At 64.4% G+C, this 18,356-nt stretch carries 15 protein-coding genes and 1 tRNA gene; 8 read left to right on the plus strand and 8 right to left on the minus strand.

All coding sequences use genetic code 11. The features are described 5' to 3' along the window. The first annotated feature begins 34 nt into the window (after positions 1-34). Positions 35-2,071 (plus strand): excinuclease ABC subunit UvrB, encoded by a 2,037-nt coding sequence (uvrB, locus tag SynMEDNS5_RS00365; RefSeq protein ID WP_186583808.1) that lies wholly within the window; start codon positions 35-37, stop codon positions 2,069-2,071. An 18-nt stretch (positions 2,072-2,089) separates the two neighbouring features. Here uvrB and SynMEDNS5_RS00370 read toward each other — a convergent pair whose 3' ends face one another. Both SynMEDNS5_RS00370 and holA read right to left on the minus strand, forming a co-directional pair. Then, a complete protein-coding gene (locus SynMEDNS5_RS00370) occupies positions 2,090-3,892 on the minus strand; it encodes an aspartate kinase (protein WP_186583809.1) in 1,803 nt (600 codons plus the stop codon). A gap of 56 nt (positions 3,893-3,948) precedes the next feature. Next, entirely contained in the window at positions 3,949-4,929 is a 981-nt protein-coding gene (gene holA / locus SynMEDNS5_RS00375) for a DNA polymerase III subunit delta (RefSeq protein WP_186583810.1), read from the minus strand. A gap of 69 nt (positions 4,930-4,998) precedes the next feature. On the opposite strand from holA, the gene SynMEDNS5_RS00380 reads away from it, so the two are divergent. Next, positions 4,999-5,634, plus strand: a complete 636-nt coding sequence (locus SynMEDNS5_RS00380; protein WP_186583811.1) for a precorrin-8X methylmutase — start codon at positions 4,999-5,001, stop codon at positions 5,632-5,634. Here the strand turns inward: SynMEDNS5_RS00380 and mutS are convergent. Beyond that, on the minus strand, positions 5,619-8,351 hold the full coding sequence (mutS, locus tag SynMEDNS5_RS00385; protein ID WP_186585755.1) for a DNA mismatch repair protein MutS: 2,733 nt from the start codon (positions 8,349-8,351) through the stop codon (positions 5,619-5,621). The genes SynMEDNS5_RS00380 and mutS overlap by 16 nt on opposite strands. Before the next feature lie 158 nt (positions 8,352-8,509). Between mutS and psbZ the strand changes: the two genes are divergently transcribed. The 3 genes from psbZ to SynMEDNS5_RS00400 all read left to right on the plus strand — a co-directional run bounded on the left by psbZ (position 8,510) and on the right by SynMEDNS5_RS00400 (position 9,380). Continuing rightward, positions 8,510-8,698, plus strand: a complete 189-nt coding sequence (gene psbZ / locus SynMEDNS5_RS00390) for a photosystem II reaction center protein PsbZ (RefSeq protein WP_011932021.1) — start codon at positions 8,510-8,512, stop codon at positions 8,696-8,698. A gap of 51 nt (positions 8,699-8,749) precedes the next feature. After that, a complete protein-coding gene (ribH, locus tag SynMEDNS5_RS00395; protein WP_186583812.1) occupies positions 8,750-9,244 on the plus strand; it encodes a 6,7-dimethyl-8-ribityllumazine synthase in 495 nt (164 codons plus the stop codon). Positions 9,245-9,308: 64 nt separating this feature from the next. Further along, positions 9,309-9,380, plus strand: a tRNA-Gly gene (locus SynMEDNS5_RS00400). 9 nt (positions 9,381-9,389) lie between these two features. Here the strand turns inward: SynMEDNS5_RS00400 and SynMEDNS5_RS00405 are convergent. Then, a complete protein-coding gene (locus SynMEDNS5_RS00405; RefSeq protein WP_186583813.1) occupies positions 9,390-9,845 on the minus strand; it encodes a GNAT family N-acetyltransferase in 456 nt (151 codons plus the stop codon). Positions 9,846-9,931: 86 nt separating this feature from the next. Between SynMEDNS5_RS00405 and SynMEDNS5_RS00410 the strand changes: the two genes are divergently transcribed. Together SynMEDNS5_RS00410 and secA are read left to right on the plus strand one after the other, a co-directional pair. Beyond that, positions 9,932-11,041 carry a glycosyltransferase gene (locus SynMEDNS5_RS00410; RefSeq protein ID WP_370593603.1) on the plus strand — a complete coding sequence of 370 codons (1,110 nt, stop codon included), beginning with the start codon at positions 9,932-9,934 and terminating at the stop codon, positions 11,039-11,041. Between the two features lie 52 nt (positions 11,042-11,093). Then, positions 11,094-13,961 carry a preprotein translocase subunit SecA gene (gene secA, locus SynMEDNS5_RS00415; protein WP_186583814.1) on the plus strand — a complete coding sequence of 956 codons (2,868 nt, stop codon included), beginning with the start codon at positions 11,094-11,096 and terminating at the stop codon, positions 13,959-13,961. 19 nt (positions 13,962-13,980) lie between these two features. Here secA and cysE read toward each other — a convergent pair whose 3' ends face one another. Further along, positions 13,981-14,724 carry a serine O-acetyltransferase gene (cysE, locus tag SynMEDNS5_RS00420; protein ID WP_186583815.1) on the minus strand — a complete coding sequence of 248 codons (744 nt, stop codon included), beginning with the start codon at positions 14,722-14,724 and terminating at the stop codon, positions 13,981-13,983. 55 nt (positions 14,725-14,779) lie between these two features. Further along, entirely contained in the window at positions 14,780-15,769 is a 990-nt protein-coding gene (locus tag SynMEDNS5_RS00425) for a GntR family transcriptional regulator (protein WP_186583816.1), read from the minus strand. A gap of 79 nt (positions 15,770-15,848) precedes the next feature. Here SynMEDNS5_RS00425 and SynMEDNS5_RS00430 point away from each other — a divergent pair, with 79 nt between their 5' ends. Next, positions 15,849-16,619: a dienelactone hydrolase family protein gene (locus SynMEDNS5_RS00430; RefSeq protein ID WP_186583817.1), complete on the plus strand. Its 771-nt coding sequence runs from the start codon at positions 15,849-15,851 to the stop codon at positions 16,617-16,619. On the opposite strand, the gene infC is transcribed toward SynMEDNS5_RS00430, so the two are convergent. Then, entirely contained in the window at positions 16,616-17,278 is a 663-nt protein-coding gene (infC, locus tag SynMEDNS5_RS00435) for a translation initiation factor IF-3 (protein WP_186583818.1), read from the minus strand. The genes SynMEDNS5_RS00430 and infC overlap by 4 nt on opposite strands. A 57-nt stretch (positions 17,279-17,335) precedes the next feature. Continuing rightward, positions 17,336-18,268, minus strand: coding sequence for a tRNA (adenosine(37)-N6)-dimethylallyltransferase MiaA (gene miaA / locus SynMEDNS5_RS00440; RefSeq protein ID WP_186583819.1), 933 nt, complete (start codon positions 18,266-18,268; stop codon positions 17,336-17,338). Between the last annotated feature and the right edge of the window lie 88 nt (positions 18,269-18,356).

An 18,356-nucleotide genomic window follows, 5' to 3' on the forward strand; every position in this document is an offset into this window, starting at 1 on the left:
TGGTTGGCCATTCCGGGCGACATACGTAAGGACCATGCCCGCCTTCGACCTCACTGCTCCCTATAGCCCCAAGGGTGATCAGCCGACGGCGATCAAGCAGCTGGTGGCGGGGGTGAATGGTGGGGAGCGCTATCAGACCTTGCTGGGGGCAACGGGCACGGGTAAAACCTTCACGATGGCCAATGTGATCGCCCAGACCGGCCGGCCAGCCTTGGTTCTGGCGCATAACAAAACTCTGGCGGCCCAGCTCTGCAACGAGTTGCGGGAGTTCTTCCCCCACAACGCCGTGGAGTATTTCATCTCCTATTACGACTACTACCAGCCGGAGGCCTACGTTCCGGTGAGCGACACGTATATCGCCAAAACGGCGTCGATCAATGAAGAGATCGACATGTTGCGCCACTCGGCGACTCGGTCGCTGTTTGAACGCCGCGATGTGATCGTGGTGGCTTCGATCAGCTGCATCTACGGCCTGGGAATACCGAGTGAATACCTCAAGGCGGCGGTGAAGTTTGAGGTGGGGGAGACGCTGAACATTCGCGGCCAGCTGCGGGAGCTGGTGAATAACCAATACAGCCGCAACGACACGGAGATCGCCCGCGGCCGCTTCCGGATGAAAGGCGATGTGCTGGAGATCGGCCCCGCCTATGAAGACCGGCTGGTGCGGGTGGAGTTGTTCGGCGATGAGGTGGAGGCGATCCGCTACGTGGACCCCACCACCGGTGAGATCCTCCAGAGCCTGGAAACGATCAACATCTATCCGGCCAAGCACTTCGTGACCCCGAAGGATCGGTTGGATACGGCGGTGCAGGCGATCCGCTCAGAGCTCAACGAACGGCTTGATTTTTTGAACACCGAGGGCAAGCTGCTGGAGGCGCAACGGCTGGAGCAGCGCACCAAATACGACCTGGAGATGCTGGGCCAGGTGGGCTATTGCAATGGGGTGGAGAACTACGCCCGCCATCTGGCCGGGCGTGAGCCGGGTTCGGCGCCGGAGTGCCTCATTGATTACTTCCCCAACGACTGGTTGCTGATCGTGGATGAAAGCCATGTCACCTGCTCGCAGCTGCAGGCGATGTACAACGGCGACCAGGCGCGCAAGAAGGTGCTGATCGACCATGGCTTCCGCTTGCCCAGCGCGGCGGACAACCGGCCGTTGAAGGGGGAGGAGTTCTGGACCAAGGCTCATCAGACCGTGTTTGTGAGTGCCACGCCGGGGAACTGGGAGCTGGAGGTGAGCGGGGATGAGGTGGCCCAGCAGGTGATCAGGCCGACGGGAGTGCTGGATCCGGTGGTGGAGGTGCGGCCCACCAGCGGCCAGGTGGATGATTTGCTGGGGGAGATCCGCGACCGGGCGGCCAAGAACCAGCGGGTGCTGGTGACGACGCTCACCAAGCGGATGGCGGAAGACCTCACGGATTACCTGGCGGAGAACGAGGTGCGGGTGCGCTATCTGCACTCTGAGATTCACTCGATTGAGCGAATCGAGATCATCCAGGACCTGCGGCTTGGGGAATACGACGTGCTGGTGGGGGTGAACCTGCTGCGGGAGGGTCTGGACCTACCGGAAGTGAGCCTTGTGGCGATCCTTGATGCCGACAAGGAAGGCTTCCTGCGGGCTGAGCGCTCGTTGATTCAGACCATCGGCCGGGCGGCGCGCCATGTGGAGGGTGTGGCGCTGCTCTACGGCGACAACCTCACCGATTCGATGGCCAAGGCGATTTCGGAGACGGAGCGCCGACGCAGCATCCAGCAGGCTTACAACGAGAAGCACGGGATTGTGCCGACGGCTGCGGGCAAGAAGGCCAGCAATTCGATCTTGAGCTTCCTGGAACTGAGCCGCAAGCTCAAAACCGACGGGCCCGATGCGGATCTGGTGCAGGTGGCCGGCAAGGCAGTGGAGGCTTTGGAGGACGATGCCGATGGCATGGCCCTGGATGCCTTGCCGGAGCTGATCGATCAGCTGGAGCTGAAGATGAAGGATGCGGCCAAGAAGCTCGACTTCGAGGAAGCAGCCAACCTGCGCGACCGCATCAAGCAGCTGCGCCAGAAGTTAGTGGGAAAGGTTTAAACGCGGCCAGCTGGGCGCTCACCCCTCCAGCGGCGATTCCGTTCCCTGCGCCTGGTGGCGGGTGCTGCCGCCCAGCTGGAATCCAGCGTGCACGGCTTGAAGGGCGGCGATGCCATCGCTTTCGGCCACCACGCAGCTGGTGCGGATTTCGCTGGTGGCGATCATCTCGATGTTCACCCCCGCATCCGCTAGGTAGCGGAACATGCGCCCAGCGGTGCCGGCCGTCGCCGGCATGCCCGCACCCACGGCGCTGACGCGGGCAATGGCAGGACCATCCTCGAGAAGGGCGCCGGGCCATTGGGCCAGCAGTTGTGAGAGGGCGCGATCGGCGGCGGCGCGGTCGTCGCGTTTGAGCGTGAAGCTGATGTCGCGGCTGCCATCGGCATGCTGCCGCTCCGACTGCACAATGCCATCAAGGCTGATGCCTGCATCGGCCAGGGCGTTGCAGAGGGCACCGGCGGTGCCGGGTTTGTCGGGAACGTGACGCACGCTCACCTGGGCCTGATCCCTGTCGAGGGCAATCCCGCGCACTTCCGGTTCGCCATCGCCGCTGGGCAGGGGGTTGAGGCTGATCAGATCACTGTCGAGTTCAAAGGCGTCCCGGGTGGCCTGCAGGGCCTTGGCGCCGGCGGATGCCTCCACCACGCAGCTCACCTTCACTTCGCTGGTGGCGATCAGGCGCAGGTTGATGCCCACTCGCGAGAGGGTCTGGAACAGGCCGGCGGCGATGCCGGGCCGGCCCATGATCCCCGCGCCGCTGATGCTGAGTTTGCTCATGCCGGCTTCAGCGACCAGTTCACCGCCGAGGGTCTGCAGTTGCTCTGCGCAAATGTGCCGGGCCTTCTCGAGCTCGGATTCGGCCACGGTGAAGGTGATGTCGTTGCTGTTGCCCTCGTGGGTGGACTGGATGATCAGATCCACATTTACCCCGCCTGCGGAGAGGCTTTCAAACAGCTGGGCGGCGACCCCCGGCTGATCCGACACGTGGGAAAGCGCCAGCACCGCCTGCCCTTCCACCAGTTCGGCGCCATCGACGGGCCGGCCCAGTTCGAGGCCTTCGCGGCCGATGGGCCTGGAGCTGCGGCTGGTGAGGGTGGTGCCGGCATCATCGCGCCAGCTGGAGCGCACCACCATGGTGACGCCGTAGTTGCGTGCGATCTCCACGGCGCGGGGATGGAGAACCGCGGCGCCGAGGCTGGCCAGCTCAAGCATTTCATCGCAGCTCACCTGCGGCATCAGCTGGGCATCGGCCACCTTGCGCGGATCGGTGGTGAGCACCCCTGGCACATCGGTGTAGATCTCACAGGCATCGGCGCCGAGGGCTGCCGCCAGGGCCACCGCTGAGGTGTCGGAGCCCCCACGGCCCAGGGTGGTGATCTCGGCGGTGCCGCCGCTGCTCTGGCTGGTGCCCTGGAAGCCGGCCACCACCACCACCTGCCCTTCCGCCAGGCGGCTGCGCAGGCGGTCGGTGCGCACATCGAGGATGCGGGCCCGGCCGTGGGCGGATTCAGTGACGATGCCCACCTGGGCGCCGGTCATCGAGATCGCTGGCACACCCAGCGCGTGCAGGGCCATCGACAGCAACGCGATCGACACCTGCTCGCCGGTGGCCAGCAGCATGTCCATCTCCCGCTGGGGCGGGTTGCTGCTGATGGCGCGGGCCTTGGCGGTGAGCTCATCGGTGGTGTGGCCCATGGCCGATACCACGATCACCAGGTCGTTGCCCTCGTCCTTGCAGGCGGCGATGCGCCGGGCCACAGCCTGAATGCGCTCCACGCTGCCAACGGAGGTGCCGCCGAACTTCTGCACCAGCAGGGCCATCCACGCCGCCTCATGTCGCAGGCGATTGTCTCACCGTGGCGGTTGGCTGTCCTGGTTCATCCCAGCAGCCCGTCGCGGAAGGCATCGCCAGGTTGGGCGCCGCGTTTGAGTGCTGCTTCCACATCCAGCAGCCGGCCGAGCAGGTTGAGGCAGCGCTCCGGGCTGCGGCCCTGCAGCTGCTTGCGCATCACGTAGATCCGCTTGGGATTGCCGATGCCGGCGGCCTTGGCGATCACGGCCACATCCCGTTCCCCCTGCTGCTCCAGCAGCAGCACCCAGAGCCAGCCGCGGATCTGCCCGCTGAGGGTGGCCACGATGCGCAGGGCGGGTTCGCCGCCATCGATCAGGGCATCGAACAGGGCGATCGCTTCTCCTGGATCGCCGGTGAGCAGGGCATCGCCCACCTGCAGGGCGTTGGTGCTGAGCCCATCGATCAGGCTGTGCACCGCTGTGGCGCTAATGCATTGGCTGCCCGTGCTTTCAGCATGCAGGGCCAGTTTTTGCAGCTCCATGCTCAGGCGGGTGCTGTCGCTGCCGATGGCATCGATCAGGGCATCCACCGCAGCGGGCTCCAGGGTCAGGTTGAGCTCGCCGGCAGTGCGCTCCACCAGCTGGCGCTGACCGGCGCCATCCCAGACCGCCGGCAGCTTGAAGCTGAGCTCCTTGGCTTGCCCTGCCTTCACCCGTTTCTGCAGGGCCTTGGTGGTGCGCAGGCGGCCATCGGGTTTGTTGGGGTTGCAGAGCAGCAGCTGGGTGCTGTCTGGGATGGCGTCGATGGACGCTTCAAAGCGATCGGCCAGCTCACTGGGGCAGGCATTGCAAAACGGTGAGCGCTGCAGCAGCACCACCCGCGCGCCGCCGCCAAAGGGTGGTGTTCGGGCCTCCTCCAGGGCCTGGCGGGCCTGCCCGTTCTCGCTGCCATCCAGCCGGCTCAGATTCACGCTGGCCCAGGCCGGATCCAGCGCGCTGTCGATCACGGCCTGAATGGCCCGCTCCAGTGCCGCGGAATCATCGCCCCACAGCAACTGGATCGGCATAGCGGCGGGGCGTCAGAGGATGCTGAAGTCTGCCCTGTGTGGCACTGCCTGTCTGAGGAGCGCGTCCCCATGGCCGATCACCCGATCTTCACCGAAAGCATCCGGCGCATCCGTGCGCTGCTGGGGGAGACGGGCTTGGGCCCTTTGGAACAGCAGGTGCTGGAGCGGCTGGTGCACAGCAGCGGTGATCCCGGCCTGAGGCCCCTGCTGCAGTTTAGTGAGGGGGCCTGCGCTTGCGGTTTGGACGCACTCACGGGTGGGGCCGTGATTCTCACGGACACGGCGATGGCCGCGGCGGCGGTGACACCGATGGCGGCCCGCACCCTGGGTAGTGAGGTGCGTTGCCTGCTCGAGTGGGCACCGGAGCAGTCACCGCCGGGTTCAACCCGTTCAGCGGCGGCGATGCAGAGTGTCTGGCCTGAACTCACGCAAGCAGCGGCGGCGGCCGGTCAGCCGATGCCGTTGGTGTTGGTGGGCAGTGCGCCCACGGCTCTGGAGCTGCTGCTCGATCTCTTGGAGGCGGGTGCGCTGGCGCCGAGTTTGGTGATCGGCATGCCGGTGGGGTTTGTGGGGGTGCCGGAGAGCAAACGACGCCTGGCTGCCAGTGGTCTGGCCCAGATCCGCCTGGAGGGCACCCGCGGCGGCGCTGGGTTGGTGGCTGCCGCTGTGAATGCCTTGCTGCGGGCGGCTCAGGCCGCCAGTTGATCGAGCACCTGCCGGGCCCGTTGCACGACGGGTTGAGGCACGCCGGCAAGGCGGGCGGCTTCGATGCCATAGCTGCGGCTGGCCCCCCCGGATTGCACCTGATGCAGGAACACCAGATCGGCGCCGGTTTCCTCCACCATCACCTGGAAGTTGGCCACGTTGGCGCGTTCGGAGGCCAGGTTGTTGAGCTCGTGGTAGTGGGTGGCGAACACGGTGCGGGCCTTGAGGTCTCCGGCCAGATGTTCACTCACGGCCCAGGCGATTGAGAGGCCATCGAAGGTGGCGGTGCCTCGGCCGATCTCATCGAGCAGCACCAGGGAGCGCTCGCTGGCGTGGTGGAGGATGTTGGCGGTTTCCGCCATCTCCACCATGAAGGTGGACTGGCCGGCGGCGAGATCATCCACGGCGCCCACCCGGGTGAAGATGCGATCGGCCAGGCCAACGCGGGCTGAAGCGGCCGGCACCCAGCTGCCGATCTGGGCCAGCAGTTGGATAAGGCCGATCTGGCGCAGGTAACAGCTTTTGCCGCTGGCATTGGGGCCGGTGAGCACGATCAGGTCGGTGTCGCTGCCCAGGGCCAGGTCGTTGGGGGTAAAGGACGACTCCACCAGCAGCTGTTCCACCACGGGGTGACGGCCGGCGCTGATCTCCAGCTGGCGGCTGTCGCTGAGCACCGGGGCGCACCAGCCGCTGGTGGCGGCCACCTCCGCCAGCCCGGCCAGGGCGTCGAGGCTGGCCACGGCACGGGCAGCGTCCCGGATGGGAGCGGCCATGGCTCCCACCTGCTCGCGCAGGCTGCAGTAGAGCTCGTATTCGCGCTGGCAGGCGCGGGCGCGCAACTGGAAGATGCGGCCTTCGCGCTCTTTGAGTTCGGGGGTGATGAAGCGCTCCTCATTGGCAAGGGTCTGGCGGCGGATCCAGTGGTCCGGCACTGCCGAGGCCTTGGCTTTGCTCACCGCCAGGAAATACCCGAAGGTGCGGTGGTACTGCAGGCGCAGGTTGCTGTTGCCGCTGCGTTCGCGTTCCAGCCGCTCCTGCTCAGCCAGCCAGGCGTCCTGGTCATCGAGCTGATTGCGCAGGCCATCGAGCAGGGGATCGACGCCGTCATGGATCAGGCCGCCTTCGCTGAGGGAGAGGGGCGGGGCGTCGATCAGGGTCTGGCGGATGCTGGCGGCCAGCTCGGCCAAGGCTGCGTCTGGGTGCTGCAAGGCTGCGAGCCCCTCAGGCCAGTGCTCCAGGCTGCTCTGCAGGCGGGCCGCCAGTTGGGGCAGGCGCTCGAGCCCATCGGCGATCGCCACCAGGTCGCGGGCGCCGGCATGGCCAGCCCCGGCCCGGCCCGCCAGGCGCTCGAGATCGCCCATGGGCCGCAGCAGGCGGCGCAGCCCCACCCGCAGCGAGCGCTCGCTCACCAGCACACTCACCACTTGCTGACGCTGCTGGATGGCGATGAGATCCATCAGCGGTGCTTCGATCCAACGGCGCAGGCAGCGGCCGCCCATGGCGGTGAGGGTCTGATCAATGGCCCAGAGCAAAGACCCCTGCAGTTGTCCGTCCCGTTGGGTGGCGGTGAGCTCCAGGTTGCGGCGGGTCTGGGCATCGAGCACCAGGGCGTCACCGCTGTGCATGATCGTGGGCACATCCAACGGCACGCGGGCGTTCTCTTCCAGGGGTTGGGTGTCGTTCACGTACTGCAGCAACCCCCCGAAGGCGCGCTGGGCCAGGGGCAGCTCCGGCAGGCCGAGGCCATCGAGGCTCGCCAGGTTGTAGTGGGTTTTGAGGATCTGCTCGGCCTGGGGCGCGCTGAAGGGGGTACGGGCCATGGGGCTGAGCCGCAGGCGCTCGGGGCACCAGGCGGGGCGGGCTGGTTCGCTGTCGCCATCGGCAGCCCAGAGCAGTTCGGAGGCCTCGAGCTGGGCCAATTGCTGATGCAGGGCGTCGCTGCCCGTGCGTTCCATTACCAGGACATCGCCGGTGCTCACATCGGCACTGGCCAGACCCCAACGGAAGGGTGTTTTGCCGGTGGCCGGCTCTATCACCACGGCCGCCAGCCAGTTGTTGCGGCGGGCCGCCAGCATCCCCTCCTCCAGCACCGTGCCCGGGGTGAGCACGCGGGTGATGCCGCGTTTGAGCAGGGCGCCTTTTGCGGGGGTGGTTTCCAGCTGATCGCATAGGGCCACCGAATAGCCGCGGCGGATCAGCTCGGAGCAGTAGCGCTCGGCGGCGTGATGGGGAATGCCGGCCATGGGTACCCGGCCGATCGCCTTGCCCCCCTCTTTGCCGGTGAGGGTGAGCTCCAGCACTCGGGAGAGTTCCACGGCGTCTTCAAAGAAGCACTCGAAGAAATCGCCGAGGCGGTACAGCAGCACGCGATCGGGATGCTCCGCCTTGAGCTCCACGTAGTGGCGCAGCATCGGCGTGAGCTGCTCCGGGTCCACCTGGCTGTGGTGGGCCCAGGCCGGCGCATCGCTGGCGTCGTCGTCTGCACCGGAGGCCTCGTCTGCACCGGAGGCCTCAGAAGCGGGGTCGGTGTTGTTGGTGTTCTGGCGTTGGCGGGGCCGGGCGGCAGCATCGGCGCTGAGGCTGGCGTCCGTGAAGTCGGCGAGCTCGTTGGCAGCTGGGCTAATTGAAGGGGGACTGGGAGTGCCAGCAGGTTCCGGAGCCCCGAACAGACTGCCCTGGAGGGTCTGCGCCTCGGATCGGGCAGCGGAGCGCGGCATTGAATCTTCGAGCTTCACCGGGATCGTACCGAGGGTCTGTTGGACCTTGTCGCCGCGAGCATCACCACAGGCTGTGAAGGTTGGTGCAGCGATGGCCATCCCCAGCGGCATCGTCGTGGGAGAATCTCTGCGACCGACCAGGCGTCGACCGAACCCCCATGCAGATCCTCAACACACTCACCGTTCTGGCGCTGGTGGTGATGTCGTTCGCCCTGATCGTGGCCGTTCCTGTGCTGTACGCCTCCAATGAGGACAGCGGCCGCTCCAACCGCTTGATCCTCCTTGGCGGCATCGCTTGGGTGGCCCTGGTGCTGGTGAACTGGGGCATGAGCTTCTTCGTGGTGTGATCACGCTGGGGCCCGTTCAGTGGGAGCATTGAACGAGCCGTCAGCCTCTCCATGGCCACTTTTGAAGGGCGTTTCACCGATGTACAGGGCCTGCGCATCGCCGTCGTGGTTGCCCGTTTCAACGACCTGGTTACTGGCAAGCTCCTGAGTGGCTGCCTGGATTGCCTCGGCCGGCATGGCGTGAATACGGCTGCAGACAGTGAGCAGTTGGATGTGGCCTGGGTGCCCGGATCGTTTGAATTGCCTGTGGTGGCCCAGCAGCTGGCCCTCAGTGGTCGTTATCAGGTTTTGATCACCTTGGGCGCGGTCATCCGCGGTGATACGCCCCACTTCGATGTTGTTGTGGCCGAAGCAAGTAAGGGGATTGCTTCTGTGGCGCGGGATACCGGCGTGCCGGTGATCTTCGGGGTGCTGACGACTGACACGATGCAACAGGCTCTGGAACGGGCTGGCATCAAGAGCAATCTGGGCTGGAGTTATGGCCTGCAGGCCCTGGAGATGGGGTCGTTGATGAAAACCCTGCCCACTCCTTCAAGAGTGGATTGACCCAGGGCCCCGTCGTAGTGCATGCTTGCCGGGTCGCAAGGGATACATCCCAAGCGTCTGACCTGCGGATGTAGCTCAGTGGTAGAGCATCTCCTTGCCAAGGAGAGGGTCGAGAGTTCGAATCTCTTCATCCGCTTGCTTTGATTTACTGCCGCCTCACCAGCAATTGTTGATGGTCGGCTATGTCAAATCCCAGTTGCTGGTAGAAGCCGGCGCTGTTCGTGGTCATCAGATACACCCGTTCCGCCTTGCGGATCGCGCTGGCGCTGAGCAGAGCTTCCACCACGCGCCGGCCTAGGCCTCGGCCCTGAAGATCGCCGGCCACCACCACATCCCAGAGCACAGCCCGGTGGATGCCGTCGCTGGTCGCCCGCCCGAAGCCCACCAAGCGCTTGCCGCGCCAGAGGCTTACCACCACCGTGCTGCCAGCCAGCATGCGCTTCAGTTGGTATTGGTTTCGGTCCTGCGCCCAGAAGGCGTGTTTGCGCAACAACCGCTGCAGCTTGAGCAGTCCGCGGGTAGGCCGCAGATCAGGACCAAGGCCAAACCAGCGCAGGCCTGGCGCTCCAGGGGCATGCTCAAGCAGTCGGTAGCGGGTCATACCCTCATTATTGATCTTGTCCGGGAGGCAGGATTGCGGTGAAATCTGTTTCGTCCATTGGGGAATCGTTCCCAACAACGCACCAGGTGCTGCGTGAATGGCCTCCTGGGTATGGCGGCATTGAGCGAGTGGCTCATGAATTGGCTGAGGTCTGGGGGGGGACGGTTTGGAGTTTTGACGCCCAGGGCCGCGGCTGGGCTGAGCAAGATGCTCTTCCCGTTACGTACAAGCGCCGCCGACTCTTCTGTACGCCATCGATTGGTCGGTTGGTGCTGCCTCTGCCATCACGAGCACTGTGGGCACTCTTGACGTCTTCTCATCCTTTGCATGGTCATCTGCCATCGCCAGGGGTGCTCTTGCTGCTTGTCCTTGCCCGGTTCGTGAGACCCAAACGTCGGATCACAGCACATTGGCATTTCTTTTTTGAGCCCCGAGGAAGTCTTCGCCAACGCGTCTTTGGTTTCTATCAATGGCTGGCTTTGAGGGTAGTTGCGCAACTTTCGGGTGTTGTGACAACGTCACCGTTGCTTCGTGATGAACTCGTTCGTTCTGGATGTCATTCGAATCGCTTGATCGTCCTTCCTTGCTGTCTCAGCGCAGAGCAAGAAAACCAAGGTTTGGCGATTCAGCGGCTTCCTCCATCTTCAATAGTAAAAGATCCGATGCGAGTGTTATTTATTGGTCGCTTGGGTAGTTACAAGCGGTTGGATTGGCTGATGGAGAGTCTCAGTCAGCTAATAACCCCTTGGTGTCTTGATGTGGTGGGCGATGGGCCTTCTCGAGCTGCATTCGAAGCTATGGCCAGTGATCTGTTTTCTTCCAGCACGCTCGGGGAAGTGCAATTTTTTGGACAGTCATCAGAGCTTGATAAAAATCATCGCCTACGGCTTGCTGATGTTTTGGTGTTGCCATCGGATAGCTCCAATGAAGCGTTTGGCATCGTTCAATTGGAGGCCATGGCTTCAGGGCTTCCAGCACTTGCGTTCCAGCTTCCGCGCTCTGGTATGGGGTGGGTCGGAGAGTTGCCTGATTTGCCATGGTCACAAAATCAGAAAGATTTGGGAATGGTTTTGCAGCGATTGGCTGACGACCCATTGCTTCGTTGTCATCTCGGTGCCCAAGCTCGACAGCGTTATGTCGATGTTTTTTCTCGAAAAATTTGGCTGGATCAGCTCACCCAGTGGACGCATGCCTGACTCTGCCCGGATCTCGGTAAGCTGAGTCCCCTCTTAAGTAGTTATCGACACCATGCTCAAGCTGCTGCTGGGTGATCCCAATGCCCGCAAGCTGAAGCGCTATCAGCCAATTGTGTCTGATATCAACTTGCTCGAGGAGGAGGTGTCCCCCCTCAGCGACGACGAGCTGCGTCAGCGCACCGCTGAGTTCCGGCAGCGCCTGGACAACGCCGGCAGCCTCGAGAATCAGAGGCCCGTGCTCGATGAGCTGCTGCCGGAGGCTTTTGCCGTGGTGCGCGAGGCCGGCAAGCGCGTGCTGGGCATGCGCCATTTCGACGTGCAGCTGATCGGCGGCATGGTGCTGCATGAGGGGCAGATCGCTGAAATGAAAACTGGCGAGGGCAAAACCCTCGTGGCCACCCTGCCCAGCTTTCTCAATGCCCTCACCGGCCGCGGCGTGCACGTGGTGACCGTGAACGACTACTTGGCGCGCCGTGACGCGGAGTGGATGGGGCAGGTGCACCGCTTTCTGGGCCTGTCGGTGGGTCTGATCCAGCAGGACATGACTCCCGCCGAGCGCCGCCGCAACTACGGCTGCGACATCACCTACGCCACCAATTCAGAGCTTGGGTTCGACTACCTGCGCGACAACATGGCCGCCGACATCAACGAGGTGGTGCAGCGGGAATTCCAGTACTGCGTGATCGATGAGGTGGATTCAATCCTGATCGATGAAGCGCGCACGCCTCTGATTATTTCCGGCCAGGTGGAGAGGCCCCAGGAGAAGTATCAGAAGGCGGCGGAAGTGGCTTCAGCCCTCACCCGGGCCGCTGAGATGGGCAAAGACGGCATCGATCCCGAGGGTGATTACGAAGTCGATGAGAAGCAGCGCAGCTGCACCCTCACCGATGAGGGCTTTGCCAAGGCCGAGCAGATGATCGGCGTGGCCGATCTCTACGACCCGCAGGATCCCTGGGCCCACTACATCACCAATGCCCTCAAGGCCAAGGACCTGTTCACCCGCGATGTGAATTACATCGTGCGCGATGGCGAGGCGGTGATTGTGGATGAGTTCACCGGCCGGGTGATGCCCGGGCGCCGCTGGAGTGATGGTCAACATCAGGCGATCGAGGCCAAGGAAGCCCTGGCGATCCAGCCCGAAACCCAGACCCTGGCCTCAATCACCTACCAGAACTTCTTCCTGCTCTACCCCCGTCTGGCTGGGATGACCGGCACGGCCAAAACCGAGGAAACTGAGTTCGAAAAAACCTACAAGCTCGAAACCACCATCGTGCCCACCAACCGGGTGCGGGCCCGCCAGGACTGGGTGGATCAGGTGTACAAAACTGAAGAGGCCAAGTGGCGGGCCGTGGCCAAGGAAACCGCCGAGGTACACCAGCAGGGCCGGCCGGTGTTGGTGGGAACCACCAGCGTGGAGAAGAGCGAGCTTCTCAGTGCCCTGCTGGCGGAAGAGGACATCCCCCACAACCTGCTCAACGCTAAACCGGAGAACGTGGAGCGGGAAGCCGAGATCGTGGCCCAGGCCGGCCGCTCCGGTGCGGTGACCATCGCCACCAACATGGCCGGCCGCGGCACCGACATCATCCTCGGCGGCAACAGCGATTACATGGCCCGCCTCAAGCTGCGCGAGGTGCTGCTCTCCAGGCTGGTGCGCCCGGAGGAGGGTCACCGTCCGCCCGTGCCCCTGCAGCGCAGCGGTGCTGAGGGTGGCGGCGGCTTCGCTGCTAAGGCAGCCCCCGCCAGCGGCCCCCATGGCCATGCCCCCAGTGAGGCCCGGGCCATCGGCAGCCTCTACCCCTGCCAGCTCACGGAGCACACCGATCAGGCCCTGGCCGATCTGGCCAAGGATCTGGTGAAGGCCTGGGGCGATCGGGCGCTCACGGTGATCGAACTGGAGGACCACATCGCCACGGCGGCGGAAAAAGCCCCCACCGACGACCCCGCCATTGCAGCCCTGCGGTCGGCCATCGCTCGCGTGAAGGGTGAATACGACGACGTGGTGAAGCAGGAGGAGCAACGGGTGCGCGAGGCCGGTGGTCTGCACGTGATCGGCACTGAGCGCCATGAATCCCGCCGGGTGGACAACCAGTTGCGCGGCCGGGCCGGCCGGCAGGGCGATCCAGGGTCCACCCGTTTCTTCCTCTCCCTGGGGGACAACCTCCTGCGCATCTTCGGGGGGGACCGGGTGGCCGGACTGATGAATGCCTTCCGGGTGGAGGAAGACATGCCGATCGAATCGGGCATGCTCACCCGCTCCCTGGAGGGAGCTCAGAAGAAGGTGGAGACGTACTACTACGACATCCGCAAGCAGGTGTTCGAGTACGACGAGGTGATGAACAACCAGCGCAAGGCGGTGTATTCCGAGCGTCGCCGGGTGCTTGAGGGTCGTGAGCTCAAGAAGCAGGTGGTCGGCTACGGCGAGCGCACCATGAACGAGATCGTGGAGGCCTATGTGAATCCGGACCTGCCACCGGAGGAATGGGATGTAACCCAGCTGGTGAGCAAGGTGCAGGAATTCGTGTATCTACTCGACGACCTCCAGCCCGATCAGCTGCAGGGCCTGTCCATGGAGGAGCTCAAGGCATTTCTCCAGGAGCAACTTCGCAATGCGTATGACCTCAAGGAAGGCCAGATCGAAGACCAGCGTCCGGGCCTGATGCGCGAAGCCGAGCGTTTCTTCATTCTTCAGCAGATTGACACGCTCTGGCGGGAACACCTGCAGTCGATGGATGCCCTGCGCGAATCGGTGGGTTTGCGCGGCTATGGCCAGAAGGACCCCCTGATCGAATACAAGAACGAGGGGTATGACATGTTCCTAGACATGATGACCAACATGCGCCGCAACGTGATCTATTCCATGTTCATGTTCCAGCCCGCACCTCCGGCGGGTCAGACGGCGGGTCAGCGAACGACGGCCTGAGGCCAGGGCTCAGCCTCCTTCAATCTCCCAGGAACTCGAGGATCTCCCGGTCCTTGAGGTTCTGGGCCTGGCCGTTGCGCGCCTCCCGCAGGGGGCGACCACTGGCGGCAGCCATGATTCGCAGATTCTCCTGCAAGCTGCGCACCTGGCCCTCGAGTTGATCGATCCGCTCCATCAGGTTGCGGATCACACTGGCTTCCGCGTCCGGTAAAGCGGAGTGGGCCAAAGGGTTGATGCGCACGCCGCTTTGGTGGATCACCCTCCCAGGGATCCCCACCACCGTGCAATCGGCCTCCACGTCGCGCACTACCACCGATCCGGCACCGATGCGGGTGTTGGCGCCCACCTCGATCGCCCCCAGCACCTTGGCGCCGGCGCCGATCACCACGTTGTTGGCCAGGGTGGGATGGCGCTTGCCGTGGTCCTTGCCCGTGCCCCCAAGGGTCACCCCTTGATACAGCAGGCAGCGGTCACCTACTTCGGCGGTCTCGCCGATCACTACGCCCATTCCATGGTCGATGAACACACCATGGCCGATTCGGGCGCCGGGATGGATCTCCACACCGGTGAGATTGCGGCCCAGTTGGCTGAGCAGGCGGGCCGCCAGCTTCAAGGGGAGTCTGGAGCGCCAGAGCCGGTGGCTGAGCCGGTGCAGGCTCAGGGCTTGAAAGCCCGGGTAACACAGCAGAATTTCCAGCGGGCCTCGCGCCGCTGGATCCCGTTCGCGGATGATCGCCAGGTCGGCGCGGATGTGCTTGAACATGCCTACTCGCCGCGCCCTCAGCGCTTGAGGGCGTCATTGTGGCAGTTCATCGCCATCAGGCGGTTTGCAAGCCGATTTCCTTGCGCAGCAGTTCGATGGTGTCGGTGCTCAGGTAGCTCTCGGCGCAGTGCACCTGGGGCATGCGCATCAGCTGGGAGCGGTTCTGCCGCAGGCTCTGCTCCACCAGCGGCAGGCTGGGGCGGTCGCAGAGCACGTGGCTGGAAGCCCGCAGCAGGGCGAGCAGGCGGCTGTTCACATCCGGAGTGGCGGTCATCAGCAGCAGCTCGTTGCCGCGCATGCTGTGCAGGATCACCTCGGCAGCCCGCAGGATGCCCGGGCTGATGCTTACCAGGCCCACAACGCTGCCACCACGCAACTCCTTGAGCATGGCCAGTTCAGCGCGGAAGTCGTTGAGGTCCACCGCCACTGCACGGACCCCGTGCTGTTTGGCGAGTTCCTCCACCGGCTGCAGGAAATAGCGACTGGTCACCACAGTGCCGTTGCTGGCGCTCTCCAACACGCTTTCGAGCTCCTCCATCGGAACCACCTCCACCGGCACATCCAGGCAGGGTTCCAGTTCTTCGGCGATCAGCATCGAAGCGCCGATGTCTTCCCGGGGGGTGCTGACCAGCACCCGGGCGCCACAGCGCAGTCGCCAGTCGATCTCCCGGGTGAGCAGATCCCTGGTCTGCTGCAGGGTGCAGCCCGCATTCAGCAGCCCGTCCACGCATTTGCGCACTTCCCGGTCGAGGTCGGTCACCCCGCGGTTGCGCGGGCTCATCGGTGTGCGGATCTCGCGGGGCTTCTGCTGGTCGCGCACGTAGATGCCCGAGCCGGCCATGGCTTCCACCACGCCATCGGTTTCCAGCTGGCGATACACCTTGCTGATGGTGTTGCGGTGTAGGCCGGTTTGCATGGCCAGTTGACGGGTGCTGGGCAGGCGATGACCTGGTGGGTAGTGCCGGGCCGCGATCGCGAAACAGATCTGGTTGTAGAGCTGGGTCGACGCCGGGATGTCGCTTTCCTGCTGGATGTGGAATCGCACGCCGGTGGGCCAGGTCGCAATGCGGCCACCTTAAGGACAGGATGGCTTGGTGACAATTGCTCGGGTGGTCTGTGTCCCTATGCCAGTTTTTTCAGAAGTACCTTTGTCGTCCGGTTGGTGCTGCATCAATGACGGGCCGGTGCCCCTGCGTTGCTGGTGGTCGCCGGCAGAGGCCGAGTCGCTTGAAACGAATGCGTTGCGGGAGCGTGCCGTTCTCGTGCTACCTGAGGTATTCGGCGTGAATGCCTGGGTGCGGTCCGTGGTCGATCGCTTCGCCGCCGCAGGAGTGTCGGCACTGGCCATGCCCCTGTTTGCGCGCACCGCTCCAGAGCTCGATCTGAGCTATGGCGAGATGCAACTGGTCGAGGGCCGCGGCCACAAGAGCGCCACCACAGCGGCAGGACTTCTCGCTGATGGGGCGGCGGCCATCAGCTGGATGCGCAGGCAGCTCAACGACCCTCAGGCGCAGATCACCGTGGTGGGCTTTTGCTTTGGAGGGCATGCGGCTCTGCTGATGGCCACCCTGCCCGAGGTGGATCGCACCTTCGATTTTTATGGTGCCGGTGTGGTTCAGGGCCGTCCGGGTGGCGGTGCGCCCACGCTGGATGGCTTGCCTCAGGTGAAAGGGGAGCTCACTTGCCTGTTCGGGCTGGCCGACCCTTTGATTCCCAAGGCGGATCGGGACGCCATTGAAACGGCTCTGAAACAGGCCGACCCCACCGGACAGCGTTTCCGTTGCGTCAGTTTTCCTGGCGCCGATCACGGCTTCATGTGCGAGGCTCGCGCTGCCTATCAGCCAGAGGCCGCAGCGCACGGTTGGAGGCTGTTGCTGGAGGCGTTCAGCCGTTAGCCGTTGCCCCCGGGCTTGCTCGCGAGCCGGGCCGCGGTGGGCCGGGGCGGCGCGGTGATCGTGCGCACGGCCCTGGTGGCGGGCTCATCCTTGGCGTCTTTTTTCACCAGCGGCGTCTTCCGCGGTGTGAGAAACATGATCATGTTGCGGCCTTCCCGCTTCGGGGGCTGCTGGATCTCAGCTGGCTCTTCAAGATCCTTGGCCATTCGACGCAGCAGGGTTTCCGCCAGCGCCGTGTGCTGAATCTCCCGGCCGCGAAAGATCACCGTGCACTTCACCTTGTCGCCCGCTTTGAGGAAACGCTGGGCCTGACCAATCCGCACGTCGTAGTCGTGCTGATCGATCTTGTAACGCATCTTGACCTCTTTGACTTCGGTCTGGTGCGATTTCTTCTTGGCCTCCTTGGCCTTTTTCTCCTGTTCGAACTTGTACTTGCCGTAATCCATGATCCGGCACACCGGCGGATCGGCCTTTTCGCTGACCAGCACCAGATCGAGCTCCCGTTCCTGCGCCACCTCCAGCGCTTTCTCCCGGTCAATCACGCCCAACTGGGTGCCATCTGCATCCACCACCCGAAGCTGGGGGTAGCTGATGCGGTCGTTGATGTTGGGGAGCTCCCGGACGGGAGCACGGCGGTCAAAACGGGGACGTGGTGGCATTCAGTGAGGGAAGGGGCCGCGGGCCGTTGGGAAGAGAACCCGCTGCAGTTGCATCCTTCACCCTAGACCCGCCTCGATCAGTCGGCCGGCTTCACTCAGGGGATTGTCATCGGCTAACCAGTGGGGCTGGTGCTGGCGTCGGAACCAGGTGCGCTGTCGTTTGGCGAATTGCTGGGTGCGCCGGGTGGTTTGGGCGATCGCTGCTTGCTGGCTGAGAGTGCCGTCGAGCACTTGCAGGGCTTCGTCGTAGCCAATGGTCTGCAGGAGGGGCAGGTCAGCGCCGTAGCGCTCGCGCAGATGGCGCGTCTCTTCCACCAGTCCCTGGCAGTAAAGGGCCTGGGTGCGTTCACTGATGCGCTGGCGCAGGTCGGCGGGATTGAGCCCTAGCTCCAGCACGCGCCAGGGCGGCGGACTGGCACTGGACTGGCCGGTCATCGGCGCTCCCGTTGCGTAGAGCACCTCCAGGGCCCGTTGGGTGCGCACCGCATCAGCGCTGGCAATGCGCAGGGCCGCGTCTGGATCGGCGCGCGTCAGTAGCTGGTGGCACACCGATTGGCCAAGGTGCGCTAGTTGCCGGCGCAGCGCCGGTTGGGGAGCCACGGCGGGGGGACGCAGCCCAGCGGTGAGGGCCTTGAGATAAAGCCCGCTGCCGCCGACCAGAAAAGCGGCGCCGCGCGTGGTCAGGCTGTGATTCACAGCTCGCAGCGCCTCCTGCTGGAACTCCTGCAAGGTGATCGGTTCGTCGGGGTCGCGCAGGTCGAGCAGATGGTGGCGGATGCGGGCCTGTTGCGCCGGGCTGGGCTTGGCCGTGCCCACGTTCATCCCGCGGTAGAGCTGCCTGGAATCCACGTTGATGATCTCCAGGGCGAACCGCTCGGCCAGCTCCAGAGCGAGGGCGGTTTTGCCGCTGGCGGTGGGGCCGAGCAGCACCACCACGAGGGGAGTGTTGCCGTCGCTTTGAGCCTCCGTCTCAGGGCTGGTGTGAGGCATCGCACATCAAAGGGGGTGCACCCCCAGGAAAAATGACGCCTCAGAGGCCTCTGTGAGCGCCTCTGGCACGCCGGTGGTAGATTCAGCC

The sequence above is a fragment of the Synechococcus sp. MEDNS5 genome, from assembly GCF_014279875.1.
Classification (GTDB): domain Bacteria; phylum Cyanobacteriota; class Cyanobacteriia; order PCC-6307; family Cyanobiaceae; genus Synechococcus_C.